We start from the raw sequence: 17,571 nt of genomic DNA, 5'->3' as shown, positions 1-17,571 counted from the left end.
ATAAAAAAACGCTTATCAGCAGCTGCCGATAAGCGTTTTTTATTCTTTAATAAAACACTATAATAAAAAACAATAGAACTTTTATTTAAAAAATATTACTTAATAACAGATAGCTGATAGCCGACATCGAAGCCGCCGCAGGCAGGGTAATTACCCATGCCAAACCGATAGGCTTCATCAGCGCCCAATTGGTATCACGATTAACGATACCGATGCCAAGTACTGCACCAACCAGCGTATGCGTACTCGATACGGGCAGACCCATGGTCGATGCGCCCATGACGACGGCAGCCGCAGCCAATTCCGCTGAAAAGCCTGAAGCTGGATGCATTTTTGCTAGATTAGTACCGACGGTTTGAATAACTTCTTTACCGATAAACCAAAGGCCAACGATAAGCGCCACACCAAAGGTCAACATCACCGCAGGCGGCACGGCAGCCTCGGTCGCTATGCTATTGGTACGGATAACGTCCATAATCGCGGCAAAAGGACCGACGGCGTTGGCAATATCGTTTGAACCATGACTAAAAGCAAAGGCAGAAGCAGTAAAGACCTGCATCCAGCTAAACATAATAAACGTCGCTTTGGTCAAATCTTCTTTATGCTTACCGCGGATACTCTTGGTATAAATAAAGGTCGCAAGCCATACCAGCGCCGCTATCATACCCATGATAAAAAAGCCTTGCAGCGTCGTCATATTGCTGTTGACGTTCTTTAAGCCTTTGAACACCACCAACGAAGTCATGACCGCGCCGCCTGCGCCAGCGATGAGCGGTACCCATTGTTTAAGGGCTTTTAGGGTATCAAGGTTGCTACGTTCGTGCTCAATCTTATAAAGCTGTTTGTAATAATCGGTTTCTAAATCCTCGATGTCACAATCATCATCTTTATAGATTTCTTGATCGCGCAGCATCGCTGAGGTATACGCCAATTGCTCTGACTCGGTTAGACTTTCTAGATACTCTTTATGGTTTTGCTTGACGGTTTTTTTATCGTCTTTTAGCGTCGCAATATGCGCTTCGGTTCGATCATTATATTCAATGATTTTTTTCTTAATTTGACCATATAAAAGGTAAGAAAATACGCCGCCTAACACGGGTGAGATAACCCAAGAGATAGCAATTGTTCCAATCGTACCCCAATCGACGGTCGATAGTGCCATGTCGGTACCACCTAAAGAGATACCGAGTACAATAGAGCTACCAACGACGCCGCCAATAATGGCATGGGTGGTCGAAACAGGCAGACCTTTTTTGGTGGCAAACAACAGCCAAAATGCCGCCGCGATAAGCGCTGAGAGCATGACATAAATAAACTGATTGGGCGAAACCGATAAACCATCTAAGTCAACGATGCCGCTGCGGATGGTATCGGTAACTTCACCGCCCGCCAGCACCGCGCCCGACACTTCAAATATCGCGGCGATACCCAAAGCTTGCGGAATCGTCAATGTCCCTGCGCCCACTGAAGTACCGAAGGAGTTGGCGACGTCGTTACCGCCGATATTAAATGCCATAAAGACACCAAAAGCCGTCGCTACGATAAATAGCGTCGTCTGCTGATGCATGGTGTAATCTAGACCCCACCATAAAAAGTAAGCGGTCATCGCAATCAGTAAAATGGCAAAAAATAGATTGATTCTCATAGAACCGACTGCTTTGGTTGGTCCTGTAGAACTGCTGCTAATACCCATACGTTGATACGTCCTGCGTAAGCTGATTGAAATTATAGGTGATTGATGTCATTGCGGCGCTATTGATGGTGTCGTTTTTACCACCCAACATCATGATAGCGTGTCCGCAACGTGGTTTTGACTTACTATATTGAATTTGTTTCTCGAAATACTGGTCTGAATGTACGAATTTAAAAATAGGGTTATAAAAAGTTACTATCTACTGCGCTCTATATTGTCCTGATAGTTCTGCGTGCTTGTAAATATTTACGCGCAAGCTTGCCCACCTATCAGCGAAAAACCTAAGCCACAAAATGCCATAAAGCCGCAAGTAGTCTTGCCAAATCGTCCGATTACAGCAGCTTGCGGCTTAGGTTTTATAGTGATAGCGTCGATTATAAAAAATCTGTTGTTAATAATTAAAGCATTTATAGGATAAATACCGTCTCTGACTGTGCAGCTATTTTGCGAGCAGGCAGAAGTTATTACGCGCCTATTATATTAAATATAGACACAGATTGCATGATGATATTGCGAGATTTGTAACTTTGAATATATCACTCAAAAAAGCCGCCTATTTAGTAGAAAAATGTTGTTAGTTTTTCCTAAGACTTCAAACAAAAATAATATTAGCTTTCAAATTTATATAAAGCCTTTATCACTTATCATCCATTTATTCAATATCAGCAGTGATAGACAATGCCGCGGATAGCTGCTTAATAGCATGGTCTAATACCTCTAGGCGCGCTTGGCGTTTATCATTAGTCGCGATGATTGCCCAAGGTGCATCCTTGGTATTGGTACGTGCCAACATATCAGCTGCCGATTGCACATAATCCACCCATTTATCACGATTACGCCAATCATCATCGGTCAGTTTAAACTGTTTATGCGGCGTTTCTTCGCGCGCCTCAAAGCGTTTGAGTTGCTCCCCTTTATCAATAGCGAGCCAATATTTGATAACTATTGTGCCAGCAGCGACCAAATCTGCTTCAAAACGATTGATTTCGTCATAAGCGCGCTGCCATTCTGCGTCAGTCGCAAAGCCCTCGATACGTTCGACCAATACGCGCCCATACCACGTACGGTCAAAGATGGCGATACGACTGATACGATCGATTTGCTCATTGGGCAGTTTGGTCCAAAAACGCCATAAATAAGGATGCTGCAATTCATATAACATCGGTACGCCAATATTATAAATCTGATATTCGCGCGGATCGAGTGGCGCAACCAGTCTTTTGATCGCGCCGCCTTTGCCAGCAGCGTCCATCCCTTCAAAGGCAAAAACCACGTGCCGCCCCTGACGCGCCCGCAGCAATTTGGCAAGGTGTGCTTGCTTGTCAGCAAGCGCTTTATGATAGTCAGATTTCTCTATCTCGGTATCGTCAACATTTATCAAAGTTTTAGGGACTGCTACAGGCTCGAATTTTGCTGCTTCTTTTATATTCTGACTTTCTACTTTACTGCTTACTAGCGCCTTTTGCATCGCCTGCAATACTTCATGACAAAAATGGGTGGCAGCCTCTGATTTATCATCGCCATTGATAATAATCCAGTCATTCTGCTGGCGTAATAGCGCGGTTGCTACCTTATTAAAAGTATCGACGACCTGTTTACTTTTCCAATCGATTTGATATAAAAACTCTGGATCAGCTTCATCGTCATTTAGGCGCGCCTGCAAGGTTTCGATATCGATATGAAACCAGCATTTAAGCAGTTTGGTTTGGTTAGCAGCAAGGTCTTGTTCAAAGGCTTGTAGTTTGGTGAGTTCTTGTTTTAAATAGTTTTGCCATTGGCCAATAGGCAGGGCGTTATTTTTCAGCGTCTTATTATTCTTATCTTCACTTTTTTTCACCTTATCGTCATCATCTAAGGTCGCCATGCGCATGACGTTATAGAGTAAGTCGGCATACCAGTTGCCAAAATACACCATCACGTCGCCATGCCGCGGCAACGCTTTGGTATGCGCTTGCCATATCGGCTGATGCTCTAAGGGACAATCACCAATCGTTGCTTCAACCTTGAGTAAGCGCGGGTCGACCCACTGCCGCAGCTGGGTGACTGCGGTGCCCTTGCCCGCTTGCTCCATACCGTTGACCAGCACCAAAAGCCCAGTTGGTTTATTGGTAGTCGGCGGTGTTTGCTGCCGCGTGGCGCGTAGGGCAAACTGAGCGGTGACTAACGCCAAGCGCAATGTATCTTTGTCCATAGCAAAGATATTTAACGGATTGGGCGTCAAACGCTGCTCAACGACTTGCTTACTAAACTGGTCACTTACCGCTTCTGGCGCTTGGCTTTCAGTCGATTTATTTTTTTTGCTCATGTCCATACTCGCTTTATTGTTAGATAATTTTTATACATCTCTTATTTGTAGTTTTTATAAGCTGTCTTATTTATATAGTGAATCATAGCATTGCGTAAAACCAGTAAATAACCCTGCTATGTAACAGTTTGGCATTTGTATTCTGTGGTATTTTCTTTTAAGGTGAACAAAATCTTGCGCGTATGCTTTAATAGCTGCCCACAAAGATAAGAATTTAGTATCATTTCCACTCTTTTATTAGCAATTTTATTGCCATTTTTACTTTTTATAGGATTACCTGCCATGTCTGCGTTAGCCAATTTACAACAGCACTTAAACCGTTTTTGGGCGCTGCCACACCATAAAGATGCTGCCTTAAATACCAAGCTCAAAGAAGTGCAAGCATGGCAACAGGCACGTATTAAGCATACCCATAGCGCGCTGTTTGAACAACCAAAAAACAAACCGATGGCAGAGTATTTTTTAACCCAGCTATATGGTGGTGATGAATTTAAAGTATTGGCAGAGCAGTTAGATCGTATTCTTCCCAAAGCCAAAAAATTAGAGCGCCTTGCTAAAGAAGCTTCTTTAGAAGCGGGCAGCATGGGCATTCAAGCGTCTATCTTGGCGATTGAGTTGGATTTACATTTGGCCGAGTGGTTGGTTGCGCAAGATTTAGCAGTCAATGAAGAGAATATGCTTGCCGCTTACCGCGCAGTCGATGAGGCCAATGAGCGCCGCGTGCAGATTAACAATCTAAAAGAGGTCTGCTACCGTACCGATAAAGATTTGAATTCATTTATGCTCAAAAAAGCCTTTGGTCTCGCAAAAGGCACGGCTTATCGCCATAACTTCCAACCGCTTTACGACTTTATCGATTCAGGCTTTAAAGCGATGAAACCGCTAAAAAGTGTCAGCAGCTTTATTGAACCGTTTTGTGAGCGCGAGCTTGAGATTATTGACGAAGTTCATGACACCAATAATGGCGGTAAGCCAGCAGCGTTTGGTGTATGATAAGGTAAATAATGCCCGTGGCTAACTGACCGTTATAGTGCTTAAATAGGGTTTAAACCGTATGCAATCAGTGTTTAAACCCTATGCAAACAACGCTTAAATACGCCATCATAAAAACAAATAATAGGATAATCGTATGACTGATAACTCAAATAACAACCCTAGCCAAGCCGATCAATCCCATACTGATAACCCTACTTCTCATGGTCATCTGCAAGATAAATTGGTTAAAGATAGTATTGCTCATAATCAAAGCATCACCGCGCAAGTAAAAGCGCGTCAAAACCAAAGCGCTAGTACGACGCTGAATGCCAATGCTGCAGCCGATAGCAGCAATAATAATGACTTTACCCAAGTACAAGACTTACCAACCGGAACCCCACAAGGTCAACAAACGACTATGCCAAACACCATAAATAACAGCGCCAATCCTACTGCTGCGCACGCACAAACAGCCAAACAAACGCTTTTTAACCAACGTGATGACATCAATAATCCACATACGCCTGATACCGATGGTAATGAGCAAACGCATTTTGGCTATAAAACGGTCAATAAAGCAGAAAAACAAGCGCGCGTTGCCGATGTTTTCACCTCAGTTGCCAAAAAATACGACATTATGAATGACTTAATGTCGTTTGGTATTCATCGCTTATGGAAGCGTTATGCGATTAGCTTATCGGGTGTACGCGCCGGTCAGCAGGTGCTCGATATCGCTGGTGGTACGGGTGATTTGGCCAAAGTATTTAGCCGTGAAGTGGGTCGCAACGGCCATGTGGTATTATCAGATATCAATGCAGCGATGCTAGAAGTTGGCCGCGAACGCCTCATCAATGCCGGCTGTAATAACGTTGATTTCGTCTTAGCAAACGCTGAAACTTTAGCGCCTTTTGATGATGAAAGCTTTGATTTGGTGACTATCAGCTTTGGTCTGCGTAACGTCACAGACAAGGATGCAGCGCTAAAATCTATGTATCGCGTCCTCAAGCCAGGCGGTCGTTTATTGATTTTAGAATTCTCAAAACCTGTGTTTGAGCCATTATCTAAAGCTTATGATTTGTATTCATTTACGGCGTTGCCGATTATGGGTAAGTTGGTTGCCAATGACTCTGAGAGCTATCAATACTTAGCAGAATCAATTCGTATGCACCCTGATCAGCAAACACTTAAGCAGATGATGCAGCAAGCAGGCTTTGAGAATTGTGATTATCATAACTTGACCGCTGGTATCGTTGCAGTGCATCGCGGCTTTAAAGCTTAGTTTTAAAAAATCACAGGTTTAAAAAAGAATAGCTTTAGCGCTTTTCAAAAGCTGCTTAGATAAACACGCTTTTTATAATACAAAAACGTCTGTCGTTGAGCAGGCGTTTACATCGTTATAACAGCCAATATTGAAATATGCGCCGCGCTTATGGCGCTCAACCAAACATTGTGAGGGCCTTATGCTGACTGTGTTACTTTTGGCAGGTGCCGAAAAGTTTATTAATATCGCCATTGCCAGCGATGAGATTACCAAAGCCGGGCTAGCGCCGCTTGCGGGCAAAGTGCTGCGTCTCAATATGGGCATGCCCGAGATTAATCTAGACGTTTTATTTACCGAAGATCGTTTGCGCTTTGAGCCCGTCATGACAGAAGGCGTGTTTGAACCAAGCGGCAGTATGAATGAGCGCCAACAGGCCAGCCTAGAGCGTTCGCGACTTGGCCATAGTCGACCAGACTGTATCATTACCGTTGATAATCCTGCGCAGCTGCTGAATCTTATGCGCGGCACAGAAGGCAACTTACCGATTGCTGGTGATTACAAAGTGCTGATGCAACTTAAGCAGCTGGTTGCAGGGTTTGATCCTGATATCGCCGGCCAGCTTGAGCCGTTTATTGGAAAACCGATGGCCAGCCAACTGCATTTGCTTATCTCGCAGCTAAAAGGTAGCTGGCGTCATAATGCCAAACGCGCCTTTAACGATGTCAGCGACTGGGCCAATGACGTAGCGGGTAATGTTACTCCTGACCCGATGGAAGCCGCCGAAGTCAATGATTTAAAGCAGCAATTATTAAAGCTGCGTGCGGATATCGAACGCGAAGAAGCCAAGCTTGCCGCTATCAAAGATGAGCAAGCACGTTTAACCAATCATAGATAATAATAAATAGAGTCTATAACTGTCTAAACGTTCATCACACATAGGCATAGACTCTGCCCTATTTTCGACTTTTTAGAGTAACCCTATCTCATGCTACTATCCCATCGCGCCCGCTTGCTTGAACTTTGGCGTATTGCCGCCGCTTATCGCATTGATACCCATTTGTCTGTCGAAGAAGCGCCGCAGCTACAACCGTTAGCGCGTTTAATTCGCTTGCATCCGGCGGCTTGGGGTAAAAAACATCAGCCTAATGCCATCAAGTATGCGCTTGAAGATATGGGTACACTGTTTTTAAAACTGGGACAACTGCTCTCGACGCGCCGCGATTTGGTACCGCCTGAGATTATCGAGCAATTAGTGCAACTGCAAGATAAGGTCAAGCCTTTCGACTCTGATGTTGCCATTGCCCAAATCCAAGACCCAAAACACGGTTTAGGTCAATCTATCACAGCGCTATTTGCCCGCTTTGACGTTAAACCATTAGCAGCAGCTTCTATCGCCCAAGTGCATACGGCCGCATTGCATGATGGTCGTGAGGTAGTAGTGAAAGTGGTTCGCCCTGATATTCGCACCACCATCGTGGCAGACTTTGAGCTACTGCGTGAGCTTGCTAATTGGGCATCGGCGCGTATCGAAGCGGCGCGGGCGATTCACATTGTTGATATTGTCGAAGATTATCGCCAAGTGATGCTTAATGAATTAGATTTAACCTTAGAGGCAGACAATACCACGCAGATGCGCAATAACTTCTTAGGTTCAGCACTGATGTATGTGCCTGAAGTCTATGACGCTGCCAAAAACGTCATGGTCATGGAGCGTATTCAAGGCGTTCCTATCTCACAAGTTGAGGTGTTTGATAAGCTTGGTTATGACCGTGCGACACTGGCAGAAAAAGGCTTAACGATATTTTTTACCCAAGTATTTCGCGATAACTTTTTTCATGCCGATATGCATCCGGGTAATGTCTTTGTAGAAACGCCGCCGGTTAAAATACTCACGACAGATATGACAGCGGTCAATTTGGGTCATGAGCCACGCTATATCGGGCTTGATTGTGCCATTATGGGTACGCTATCAAAAGACGATCAGCTTATCGTCGCGCGTATGCTGTTGGCGGTGATGAATAATAACTTTACGGCGATGGTTGATATCGTCAGCCGTGCTGGGTGGATACCGCCCAATACCGATAAGCATGCGCTCATGCGCGATATGAAACGCACTGTCGGTCCGATGCTGCAAAAATCCATTAACGATATCGATTTTGCTGGTGTGTTGATGCAGATTTTAGATATTGCTCGACGCCACCATATGAGTATCCCGCCACAACTCATGCTGCTACTGAAAACCTTGGTGCATGTCGAGGGACTTGGTCGCGACTTATACCCTGAGCTTGATATTTGGTCACTTGCTAAGCCCATTTTAAGTGGCTGGATTAAAGAGCAACTCGATCCGATGCGTAATTTACAACATCTGCGTCAGCAGTTGCCAGAGATTTTATTATCAACGACTGATATTCCTAAGCTACTAGATCAAGGATTGCAAAGTCTTGCTTCACAAGGCTCGCGCCAAGACAGTCAGCTACGAGAAATCCAGCAAATTCGCGCCGATATGTTAAACGACCGTCGCCGAGATTGGTTAGCACTATCAGGTTTTGCGGTGTTTATTGCTATCGCCACCCAAGTTGGTTGGTTTGCGCCTATTTTTTACCTATTGGCTATCATCGTCGTTATTTGGCGGGTTTTAGCTTAGGTTATTAATTTTTAACGAAAAAATATCCGTTAATCATTATCAAAAAATCGCACTTGAATAAGCTCTAATGCATTTTAATTGCCCTCTAACGACAATTAAAATGTATTAGAGCTTAACTTTTTATCTTATTTAGCATGTCGTTTACCCAGTAAATATACGTCTTATATGGAGAATTTACCTATGTCGACCATATCATCTATATCGCCTTCCAAATCTCATGATTTAATTAAATCAGACCATAGTGACGCTATTGCCGCTTTGCAAACACGCTTTGGCAAACAACTTAGCACCAATACCACTGTACGTGAACAGCATGGTCATACCATGACCTGGCTTACTAACCAGCCACCCGACGCGGTATTGACCGTTCAGGATAAACACGAAGTCGCTGCAGCGGTTGAGATTTGCAATCAGTATCAGATGCCAGTCATTGCCTTTGGTATTGGCTCATCTTTAGAGGGCCAATTGAACGCTCCCTATGGCGGGCTATGTATCGATATGCATGCCATGGATGCGATATTACAGGTTAACAATGAAGACCTGACCGTTACCGTACAACCTGGGGTCACACGTGAGCAGCTCAATCATTATTTACGCGATACTGGCTTGTTTTTTCCTATAGACCCCGGTGCCAATGCCAGTATCGGCGGCATGGTCGCGACCCGTGCTTCAGGCACCAATGCCGTCCGTTATGGCACCATGAAAGATGTGGTACTTGCCCTTGAATTGGTGACCGCCAGCGGAGACATTGTGCGCACCGGCACACGTGCCAAAAAATCTGCCGCCGGTTATGACTTGACGCGCTTAATGGTAGGCTCAGAAGGTACGCTTGGTATTGTCACCGAGGTTACGCTTAAACTATTTGGTATTAGCGAGTGTATTGGTAGCGGTATCTGCCATTTCCCAACGATTGAGGATGCTTGTCAGGCAGTGATGTTGACTATTCAAATGTGCTTGCCAATTGCCCGTATCGAGCTGCTCGACGCCATGCAAATCAAAGCGTGTAACCAATATGCCAATTTGAATTTAACAGAAACGCCTACGCTATTTGTAGAATTTCATGGCACAGAAGCCAGCGTCGCCGAGCAAGCGCAAATCTTTACCGACATCATCGAAGAGTTCGGCGGTACAGATTTTGCTTGGGATACCAACGAAGCCGAGCGTAAACGTCTGTGGCAAGCGCGCCATAACGCCTATCACGCTAGCTCTGCCCTACGACCTGAAGCCAGCGCTCTATCGACTGATGCCTGCGTGCCCATTTCACGCTTGGCAGAATGTGTCAGCGCTACGGCAAAAGACATCGAAGCATCGGGTATGATTGGACCTATCGTCGGTCACGTCGGCGATGGTAATTTTCATGTTCTTTTATTGGTCGATACCAACAACCCTGAAGAAGTCGCTACCGCTGACGGTATTATCAGCCGCCTTGCCTCGCGTGCGATTGAGATGGAAGGTACTTGTACCGGTGAGCACGGTATTGGACAAGGTAAGCAAAAATATATGGAGCAAGAGCATGGTAATGCCTTATTGCTGATGCAAGCGATTAAATCTGCCCTTGACCCTAAAAACATTTTAAATCCTGGGAAAATATGGCCTGAAGCCTTACCTAAAGCTTAATTTTAAAAAAACTGCAGTATGAAAAAGCGTTTACCTTTAATTGTGTGATTAAAGGTAAACGCTTTTATAGTTTTAATATAGTTCATTCATTTTGAAGTAAATGCGTGACTGCAGATATCAATTTTTTGAAGCCTCTAGCGTGCACAGCAAAAAGCAAGCGAGGACAATTGATACCCGCACCGTGCAATTAAAGACACGCTTCGTGCGTTTTGAACTGACTATCCTACAACATCTGGTCAATCGCCATTTGTGTCAATACCCGACCACGCGCCGTACGCAGCACATAACCTTGCTGTATTAAATATGGCTCAATCACATCTTCAAGCGTACCGCGATCTTCGGCCATTGCTGCTGCTATTGCTTCAACGCCTGCTGGGCCACCATCAAAACGCTCGTGTAATATCTCTATATAGCGTCTGTCCAAATGATCAAGCCCGCGTCTATCTACGGCAAGCATATCAAGCGCACTACCCGCTATCGCGCCATTGATACTGCCATCTCCTCTAACTTGCGCATAATCGCGAACACGGCGTAATAGACGATTGGCAATCCTTGGCGTCCCACGCGAACGGCGCGCAATCTCTACCGCGCCATCTTCACTCATCGGTACCCGCATCAAACGCGCCGCACGGCTAACAATTGTTGTCAAATCAGCAATATTATAAAACTCTAAACGCTGCACAATCCCAAAACGATCTCGCAGTGGTGAGGTCAGTAGTCCAGCGCGTGTGGTTGCTGCCACCAAAGTAAACGGCGGTAAATCCAGCTTGATAGAACGTGCCGCCGGACCTTCGCCAATCATAATATCGAGCTGAAAATCTTCCATTGCTGGATAAAGAATTTCTTCAATGACCGGACTTAGACGATGAATCTCATCGATAAAGAGCACATCGCCCGCTTCTAAATTGGTCAGCATGGCGGCCAAATCACCAGCACGCTCAAGTACAGGTCCTGAGGTAGAACGCAGATTGCCACCCATTTCACGAGCGATGATATTAGCAAGTGTGGTTTTACCAAGCCCCGGCGGACCAAAAATCAAAGTATGATCTAATGCCTCGTCGCGACCACGTGCCGCGCCAATAAACACTTCCATCTGTTCACGCACCACCGGCTGACCGATATATTCAGCCAATAATGCCGGTCGAATATTAGAGTCAGGCGCGTCACCTGCCCTTTCTAACGGATTAATCAAACGATCTTGCATCATAGGTTTTATCATTTTATTAAAATCATTATTTTTAAAAGACTAAATCATAAACAGCATAACCAAACGCTGCGCATAAGTCATGCAAAACATCATAAAGCAGGTAGTCAATAAAACACAGCCCAAAACGAAAATAAGCGACAATCAATGTCGCTTATCTGTTTAAAATTTAACATAATTACTTATAGTTTAAATAATTAAAAGCCAGAGAGCTGTTGCAGAGTGGCTTTTAACAAGCTTTGCGTATCGGCAAAGGTATCGCCGTTACTTTTCGCTGCTTTAATTGCTTGCTGCGCTTCTCGTTCTTTATAACCCAAGCTAATCAGCGCGCCCTCGACCTCAGCGATGATACTGCCTTCAGCAGACATAGGCGCAGGTTGAAGCGCAAATTCTAAACTACTATTATCAACCTCGATATTTTTCAGCTTATCTTTTAGCTCAATCAATAAACGCTGTGCGGTCTTTTTACCGATACCGGGAATACGCGTTAATGCCGTCTCAGACTCTTGCTCGACGTGCATTTTTAGCTCAGCCGCTGACATCGCGGACAGCATCGCCAGCGCCATTTTTGCCCCAACGCCATTGATTTTAATCAATTGGCGAAAAACATCGCGCTCTTTACGATCGATAAAACCAAAAAGCAGCTGCGCATCTTCACGCACGTGAAAATGCGTCCAAATGCTCGCCTGCTCATTAAGACGCAACTGACAAAATGACGGCAGCGGCAGCTCTATATCGTAGCCTACGCCAGAGGCAGTCATGACACAGGCAGTCGGCGCCATCAAATATTGCACCTGCCCCGTAATCAACCCAATCATTATCCACCACCTTTTATAAGATTTGACTATAAAAACTGCTTATAGCATTTGCGCTAAAAATAAGCGGCTGTTATGGCTCAATGAGCATGCTTTGCTAACCACGCTTATTTATAAAAATCGACCATACCTTCAAGGCTGATTGGACGAATTTTATGCGCCTGACCCGCTGAACCAAAGGCTTCAAAACGATTGGTACAGATATCTGACATCGCCACCATAGAGGCTTTGAAATACTTACGTGGATCAAATTCGCTTGGGTTTTCTGCCAAGAATTTACGGATCGCGCCCGTTGATGCCAAACGTAAATCGGTATCGATATTGACTTTACGGACGCCATGTTTGATCGCTTCAACGATTTGCTCAACCGGCACACCATAAGTTTCCCCGATATCACCGCCGTTTTCATTAATGACTTTGAGCCATTCTTGCGGCACTGACGACGAACCATGCATGACCAAATGGGTATTCGGGATACGCGCATGAATCTCTTTGACGCGCTCAATCGATAAGATGTCGCCTGTCGGTGGACGGGTAAATTTATACGCGCCATGACTGGTGCCAATAGCAATCGCTAGCGCATCGACATTGGTGTCTTTGACAAACTGCTCGGCTTCATCAGCGCTGGTCAATAGCTGCTCGTGATCCAATACGCCTTCTGCACCTGAGCCGTCTTCTTCGCCTGCCATGCCAGTCTCAAGGCTACCTAAGCAACCAATTTCACCTTCGACAGACACGCCGCACGCGTGGGCCATTTTCACCACTTCGCGGGTCACGCTGGCATTATAATCATAATCCATTGGCGTTTTTCCGTCTTCACCGAGCGAGCCGTCCATCATCACCGATGAAAAACCAAGCTGAATTGAGCGCTGGCAAATCGCAGGTGACATACCATGGTCTTGATGCATCACCACCGGAATATGCGGCCATTCTTCAATCGCAGCAATAATTAGATGACGTAAAAATGCTGACCCTGCATAACTACGCGCGCCCGCACTGGCTTGCACGATAACAGGTGAATCACAAGCGTCGGCCGCCATCATAATGGCACGCATCTGCTCTAAGTTATTGACGTTAAAGGCAGGGACACCATAGCTGTGCTCAGCGGCATGATCCAAAAGTTGACGTAAAGATATTAAGGCCATAAAACGCTCTCTGATTAGATTTTAAAATAAATACTTATAACGATTTGGTGATTACAAGTGTTCCATCCTCGCTGCAAGGTAGGTAAATCGACAAGCAGCACTATAGAACAGTTGGGAAAATGCAGGATTTTTACTAGCAATTATCACGCGCAGATTATAGCAAATTTTGCCCACGCTTCGTAGCGGTTGAGCGACTATTTATTAGGCTCACATTATTAAGCTCGATTAAGATTGCGGTTTTATTGAGCATACCGACTGTATTGAGGTTACAGCTTTGGTTTAATTGTTGAATGATGCTATTGCATACTTTACTTTTAGCAATGCATAAAACGCAAAAAGCCTTGGTCATCACCAAAGCTTTTTAGTATTTCGAGGCTTATAAAACCGCTATTGATTATAGCGCTATGCATGCAAGTCAATTATTAAAATCAAATAACTTGAATGAATCATAACTGCTTAGCAATCAATTAGTACTGTTGTTCTGCTTCTACTGCGTTTTCACTGGCTTTCTCTTCAACAGCAGAGGCACCATCAGCAACCACGCCAGCAGTAGCGGAAACGGCTTCATTTGCGCCAACTACAACTGCTTCACCAGTATTTTCTATCGCGTCAGTCGCAGCAGCACCGGCTGTTTCAGCGCCTTCGGCAACTTCTGCGCCGGCGTTTTGGGCAGCAACTTCAGCGTCAGCAGCAGCAACTTCAGCGTCAGCAGCAGCGGCTTCGGTTTCAGCAGTAGCAACTTCTGTGTTAGCAGCAGCATCATCACCCGCAGACTCAGCAGCAGCTTCCGTTTTATCTTGTGTTTCTTGGCTACATGCAGTAATTGCAAAGGTACCAGCAAGGACACTAGCAAGTAACAAATGACGTTTTAACATAATAAACCTCTCGTAAATAAAGCATGCCAAATACATGATTTTCGCTATTTTATAGAGTACAAATTGGGCATGCAATCATAATTTTCAGTATGGAAACAAATAATTACTACTTAATAATAAGCTGTGACCTTTCACGCTCACTTTTATCCTGCAGCTCTCATATAGACAGGCCAATCAGCAATAAAACCAAACACGGTGGTCACTTTATTATTTTTATAGCCTACCCCAGATGCTCATAATAAGTTGTACGTCTAATGTTACTTAATTGATAAATGACGATAGAACGATTACTCGGTGATTTGTAAGGCGGCAACCGCAGGTAATACTTTACCTTCTACAAATTCTAAGAACGCGCCGCCGCCCGTTGACATATAGCTGACCTCATCAGCCACTTGATATTTATCAATTGCCGCTAAAGTGTCACCGCCGCCCGCAATCGAGAACCCTTGGCTGTCTTTAACCGCGTTTGCCACAATTTGCGTACCTTGTCCAAAAGCATCGACTTCAAATACGCCGACCGGTCCATTCCATAAAATGGTTTTTGCCTTGATGATAGCAGCCGCTAATTGCTCGGCACTCTCTGGCGCGATGTCTAAAATCATGTCATTATCGCCGATGGTATCGACCGACTTGATAGTCGACGCCGCTTTTTGTAATGAGCCGTTAAAGTCCGCAAAATCAATCTCATTTTTATCGGCCACGACCACATACTCTGGCAATAAAATCTCAGTCTTACTCATAATATCACGAGCGGTATCGACCAGTTCCACCTCATATAATGATGCTCCAACGCTATGACCTTGCGCTGCCAAAAAAGTATTGGCAATACCGCCGCCAACGATAATTTGCGAGCAGACTTCAGCTAAGCTATGCAGTACTTCAAGCTTGGTCGAGACTTTTGAGCCACCAACGATTGCCAGCATCGGTTGGGCTGGCGTTTCAAGCGCAATACTTAAGGCATCAAGCTCAGCGGCCAATAAAGGTCCAGCGCAAGCGACTTTGCCCGCTTGATGCATGGCTTGAGTTACGCCTTCGGTTGACGCTTGCGCGCGGTGCGCCGTGCCAAAAGCGTCCATGACAAACACATCGCACAAATCCGCATATTTTTGCGCCAACGCTGTGTCGTTTTTCTTCTCGCCGTTATTAAAGCGCACGTTTTCTAACAGCACGACTTCGCCTGCCTTGATTGCCACGCCTGCCGTTAGATAGTCTTTATTTAAGCTGACTGGCGCAGCTAGCTTATCGCTTAAATAATCAGCAACTGGCGCAAGCGAATAGATGGCCTCAGGACTGCCTTCTGTCGGACGACCAAGGTGTGAGCAAACAATCACCGCCGCGCCTTTTTCTAACGCCATTTTGATGGTAGGCAAACTGGCTTGCAGGCGCGCATCGCTTGCGACTTTGCCATCTTTGATAGGCACATTTAAGTCTTCACGAATCAATACCACCTTATCCGCTAAGCTCAGCTCACTCATACGCAAAAAATTCATTACCTGCTCCTATGCATCATCTATGGTTAATCTACAATATGGCTGTTTGCTAACTGCAAAACGTTTTTACGAAATAGTCATCTTAAAACGTATATTATGGGTCATTCTCGCACTTGGTGTTATAGAACTGTCCAAGCAAGAATTGCAGCGGTGTATTCTAGCAGTTTTTAGTCTTCTCTTATAAAGAACTGCGATAAATTTTGCGCTATAGATTATCAATCCATATAACTGCCAAATTTCAATAGTAATCACACGCACTAAAAACAGTAACATTTCGTGGTGGCACTTCATCATTAGGCTGTTTATGATAAAGGCGTGTTTATGATAAGCACCGTTGGCTCTAAAAAAGCAGCTTATTATAAAACCTATGATGATAATGAATAATAAACCTAACAATAAAAACAATTTCTCAGGAGAAAATTATGATTATTGATATTGAAACTGCCAAACAAGACCTGCTAAACCTAAAGGAAGAATATGAAACTCGCATTGATAAAATCGAAGACCATATTCAAAACCCGCAAGACGACCTCAATGAACATTGGGAAGATCAGGCCATCTCATACCGTCAAAACGACATGCGCGCAAGCTTGATGGATGAAGCGCGTCAAAGCCTTATCTACGTCGAAAACGCGCTAAGCCGTATTGAAAACGGTACTTACGGTGAATGTGAAGTGTGCGGCAAACAAATTGAAGCGCAACGCTTAAAAGCACTGCCATATGCTACGTTGTGTATGGAACATGCAGAATAATTTTTAATGGCTATTTTAAATAAATGTCACTTAAAATAATGTTACTTGAAATAAATGTTAGCTTTAAAGATTAAAGAATTGATATAACTTTCTAATTAAGCAGGCGTTTGCCATCTGCTAAGCGCCTGCTGCCATTGCTGACAACGCGCGGCAATTTTCTCTACAGGCAAATCCATAATATCGCCAACGACCGCCACATAGGTAATTGGCAAACCCGCCAGCTCGGTTATATTTTCCGCCGTCAACCCCCCTATCACGCAGATATCAATCCCCTGTTGACAACCTTCAATAAGTTGCTGGCGAGATATCACATTGGCATTAGGTTTGGTGTTTGAGGCAAAAACTGCGCCCATTGCGGCATAGCTTGCGCCGTCTTCTTTTGCTTGTTTGATCAGCGCTACATCGCCGTGACAGGTTCGCCCAATAATTTCACTTGGTGCTAGGGCAATTTTGGCATTATTTATCTCACCATCTTGTTGACCTAAATGCACCCCGATGCCAAGTTCTTTGGCAAGTACAATGTCATCGTTCATCACAGTATCGACATTATAGGCTCTAGCTAAGCTGACTATCTGCCGCGCTTCTTCATAGAGTTCTGCTTTGCCATTTGCTGATTGTAAGGTTTTTTTACGGCGAATTTGCAATAATGCTACCAGCCCTGTTGCTAATGCTGCTTCTAGTTTTGCATATAACACTGTAAATTCATCATCATTGGTAAGTAAATATAATTTGGGAGCGGGTGTCATAGCCGATGCTTGGAACATATAATTTTTCCTCAAATGGGCTCAAATTTGA

14 protein-coding genes are annotated in these 17,571 nt (G+C 44.6%); 6 read left to right on the top strand and 8 right to left on the bottom strand.

Annotated features, from left to right (window positions below; genetic code table 11):
- Positions 1-85: 85 nt before the first annotated feature.
- A complete protein-coding gene (locus tag ACPEGP_RS00660; protein ID WP_144297197.1) occupies positions 86-1,693 on the bottom strand; it encodes an inorganic phosphate transporter in 1,608 nt (535 codons plus the stop codon).
- A gap of 652 nt (positions 1,694-2,345) precedes the next feature.
- Positions 2,346-3,998, bottom strand: a complete 1,653-nt coding sequence (locus ACPEGP_RS00655) for an ATPase (protein WP_423813625.1) — start codon at positions 3,996-3,998, stop codon at positions 2,346-2,348.
- 282 nt (positions 3,999-4,280) lie between these two features.
- On the opposite strand from ACPEGP_RS00655, the gene ACPEGP_RS00650 reads away from it, so the two are divergent.
- The 5 genes from ACPEGP_RS00650 (at position 4,281) to ACPEGP_RS00630 (ending at position 10,495) form a co-directional block, all read left to right on the top strand.
- A complete protein-coding gene (locus tag ACPEGP_RS00650; protein WP_289049769.1) occupies positions 4,281-4,991 on the top strand; it encodes an FFLEELY motif protein in 711 nt (236 codons plus the stop codon).
- A gap of 412 nt (positions 4,992-5,403) precedes the next feature.
- Positions 5,404-6,252 (top strand): bifunctional demethylmenaquinone methyltransferase/2-methoxy-6-polyprenyl-1,4-benzoquinol methylase UbiE, encoded by an 849-nt coding sequence (gene ubiE, locus ACPEGP_RS00645; protein WP_373681944.1) that lies wholly within the window; start codon positions 5,404-5,406, stop codon positions 6,250-6,252.
- A gap of 181 nt (positions 6,253-6,433) precedes the next feature.
- On the top strand, positions 6,434-7,129 hold the full coding sequence (locus tag ACPEGP_RS00640; protein ID WP_286798014.1) for a ubiquinone biosynthesis accessory factor UbiJ: 696 nt from the start codon (positions 6,434-6,436) through the stop codon (positions 7,127-7,129).
- Positions 7,130-7,219: 90 nt separating this feature from the next.
- Positions 7,220-8,878 (top strand): ABC1 kinase family protein, encoded by a 1,659-nt coding sequence (locus tag ACPEGP_RS00635; RefSeq protein ID WP_423813624.1) that lies wholly within the window; start codon positions 7,220-7,222, stop codon positions 8,876-8,878.
- A gap of 180 nt (positions 8,879-9,058) precedes the next feature.
- Positions 9,059-10,495 (top strand): FAD-binding oxidoreductase, encoded by a 1,437-nt coding sequence (locus ACPEGP_RS00630; protein WP_423813623.1) that lies wholly within the window; start codon positions 9,059-9,061, stop codon positions 10,493-10,495.
- 223 nt (positions 10,496-10,718) lie between these two features.
- Here the strand turns inward: ACPEGP_RS00630 and ruvB are convergent, their stop codons facing one another.
- From ruvB to ACPEGP_RS00605, 5 genes are all read right to left on the bottom strand, one after another.
- Complete coding sequence (gene ruvB, locus ACPEGP_RS00625; RefSeq protein ID WP_423814223.1) at positions 10,719-11,699, bottom strand: Holliday junction branch migration DNA helicase RuvB; 981 nt, start codon at positions 11,697-11,699, stop codon at positions 10,719-10,721.
- Positions 11,700-11,896: 197 nt separating this feature from the next.
- A complete protein-coding gene (gene ruvA, locus ACPEGP_RS00620; protein WP_068404947.1) occupies positions 11,897-12,517 on the bottom strand; it encodes a Holliday junction branch migration protein RuvA in 621 nt (206 codons plus the stop codon).
- Positions 12,518-12,621: 104 nt separating this feature from the next.
- Positions 12,622-13,659, bottom strand: a complete 1,038-nt coding sequence (gene fba, locus ACPEGP_RS00615) for a class II fructose-bisphosphate aldolase (RefSeq protein ID WP_144297718.1) — start codon at positions 13,657-13,659, stop codon at positions 12,622-12,624.
- A gap of 467 nt (positions 13,660-14,126) precedes the next feature.
- Positions 14,127-14,534, bottom strand: a complete 408-nt coding sequence (locus ACPEGP_RS00610) for a hypothetical protein (protein ID WP_423813622.1) — start codon at positions 14,532-14,534, stop codon at positions 14,127-14,129.
- A 287-nt stretch (positions 14,535-14,821) separates the two neighbouring features.
- Positions 14,822-16,024 carry a phosphoglycerate kinase gene (locus ACPEGP_RS00605; RefSeq protein WP_423813621.1) on the bottom strand — a complete coding sequence of 401 codons (1,203 nt, stop codon included), beginning with the start codon at positions 16,022-16,024 and terminating at the stop codon, positions 14,822-14,824.
- 422 nt (positions 16,025-16,446) lie between these two features.
- Between ACPEGP_RS00605 and ACPEGP_RS00600 the strand changes: the two genes are divergently transcribed.
- Positions 16,447-16,776, top strand: a complete 330-nt coding sequence (locus ACPEGP_RS00600; RefSeq protein WP_423813620.1) for a TraR/DksA family transcriptional regulator — start codon at positions 16,447-16,449, stop codon at positions 16,774-16,776.
- A 95-nt stretch (positions 16,777-16,871) separates the two neighbouring features.
- Here ACPEGP_RS00600 and ACPEGP_RS00595 read toward each other — a convergent pair whose 3' ends face one another.
- A complete protein-coding gene (locus tag ACPEGP_RS00595) occupies positions 16,872-17,522 on the bottom strand; it encodes a thiamine phosphate synthase (protein WP_423813619.1) in 651 nt (216 codons plus the stop codon).
- Positions 17,523-17,571 lie beyond the last annotated feature (49 nt).

Source organism: Psychrobacter sp. 219-2-C (assembly GCF_049560815.1).
GTDB lineage: Bacteria > Pseudomonadota > Gammaproteobacteria > Pseudomonadales > Moraxellaceae > Psychrobacter > Psychrobacter faecalis.
This window is presented reverse-complemented; position numbering and strand designations above follow the sequence as displayed.

Coding starts and splice junctions, on each gene's coding strand:
- ACPEGP_RS00630 (WP_423813623.1), top strand. CDS start 9,059: ATGTCGACCATATCATCTATATCGCCTTCCAAATCTCATGATTTAATT.
- ruvA (WP_068404947.1), bottom strand. CDS start 12,517: ATGATTGGGTTGATTACGGGGCAGGTGCAATATTTGATGGCGCCGACT.
- ACPEGP_RS00595 (WP_423813619.1), bottom strand. CDS start 17,522: ATGACACCCGCTCCCAAATTATATTTACTTACCAATGATGATGAATTT.
- ACPEGP_RS00635 (WP_423813624.1), top strand. CDS start 7,220: ATGCTACTATCCCATCGCGCCCGCTTGCTTGAACTTTGGCGTATTGCC.
- ACPEGP_RS00650 (WP_289049769.1), top strand. CDS start 4,281: ATGTCTGCGTTAGCCAATTTACAACAGCACTTAAACCGTTTTTGGGCG.
- ACPEGP_RS00660 (WP_144297197.1), bottom strand. CDS start 1,693: ATGGGTATTAGCAGCAGTTCTACAGGACCAACCAAAGCAGTCGGTTCT.
- ACPEGP_RS00605 (WP_423813621.1), bottom strand. CDS start 16,024: ATGAATTTTTTGCGTATGAGTGAGCTGAGCTTAGCGGATAAGGTGGTA.
- ACPEGP_RS00610 (WP_423813622.1), bottom strand. CDS start 14,534: ATGTTAAAACGTCATTTGTTACTTGCTAGTGTCCTTGCTGGTACCTTT.
- ACPEGP_RS00655 (WP_423813625.1), bottom strand. CDS start 3,998: ATGAGCAAAAAAAATAAATCGACTGAAAGCCAAGCGCCAGAAGCGGTA.
- ACPEGP_RS00640 (WP_286798014.1), top strand. CDS start 6,434: ATGCTGACTGTGTTACTTTTGGCAGGTGCCGAAAAGTTTATTAATATC.
- ACPEGP_RS00600 (WP_423813620.1), top strand. CDS start 16,447: ATGATTATTGATATTGAAACTGCCAAACAAGACCTGCTAAACCTAAAG.
- ruvB (WP_423814223.1), bottom strand. CDS start 11,699: ATGCAAGATCGTTTGATTAATCCGTTAGAAAGGGCAGGTGACGCGCCT.
- fba (WP_144297718.1), bottom strand. CDS start 13,659: ATGGCCTTAATATCTTTACGTCAACTTTTGGATCATGCCGCTGAGCAC.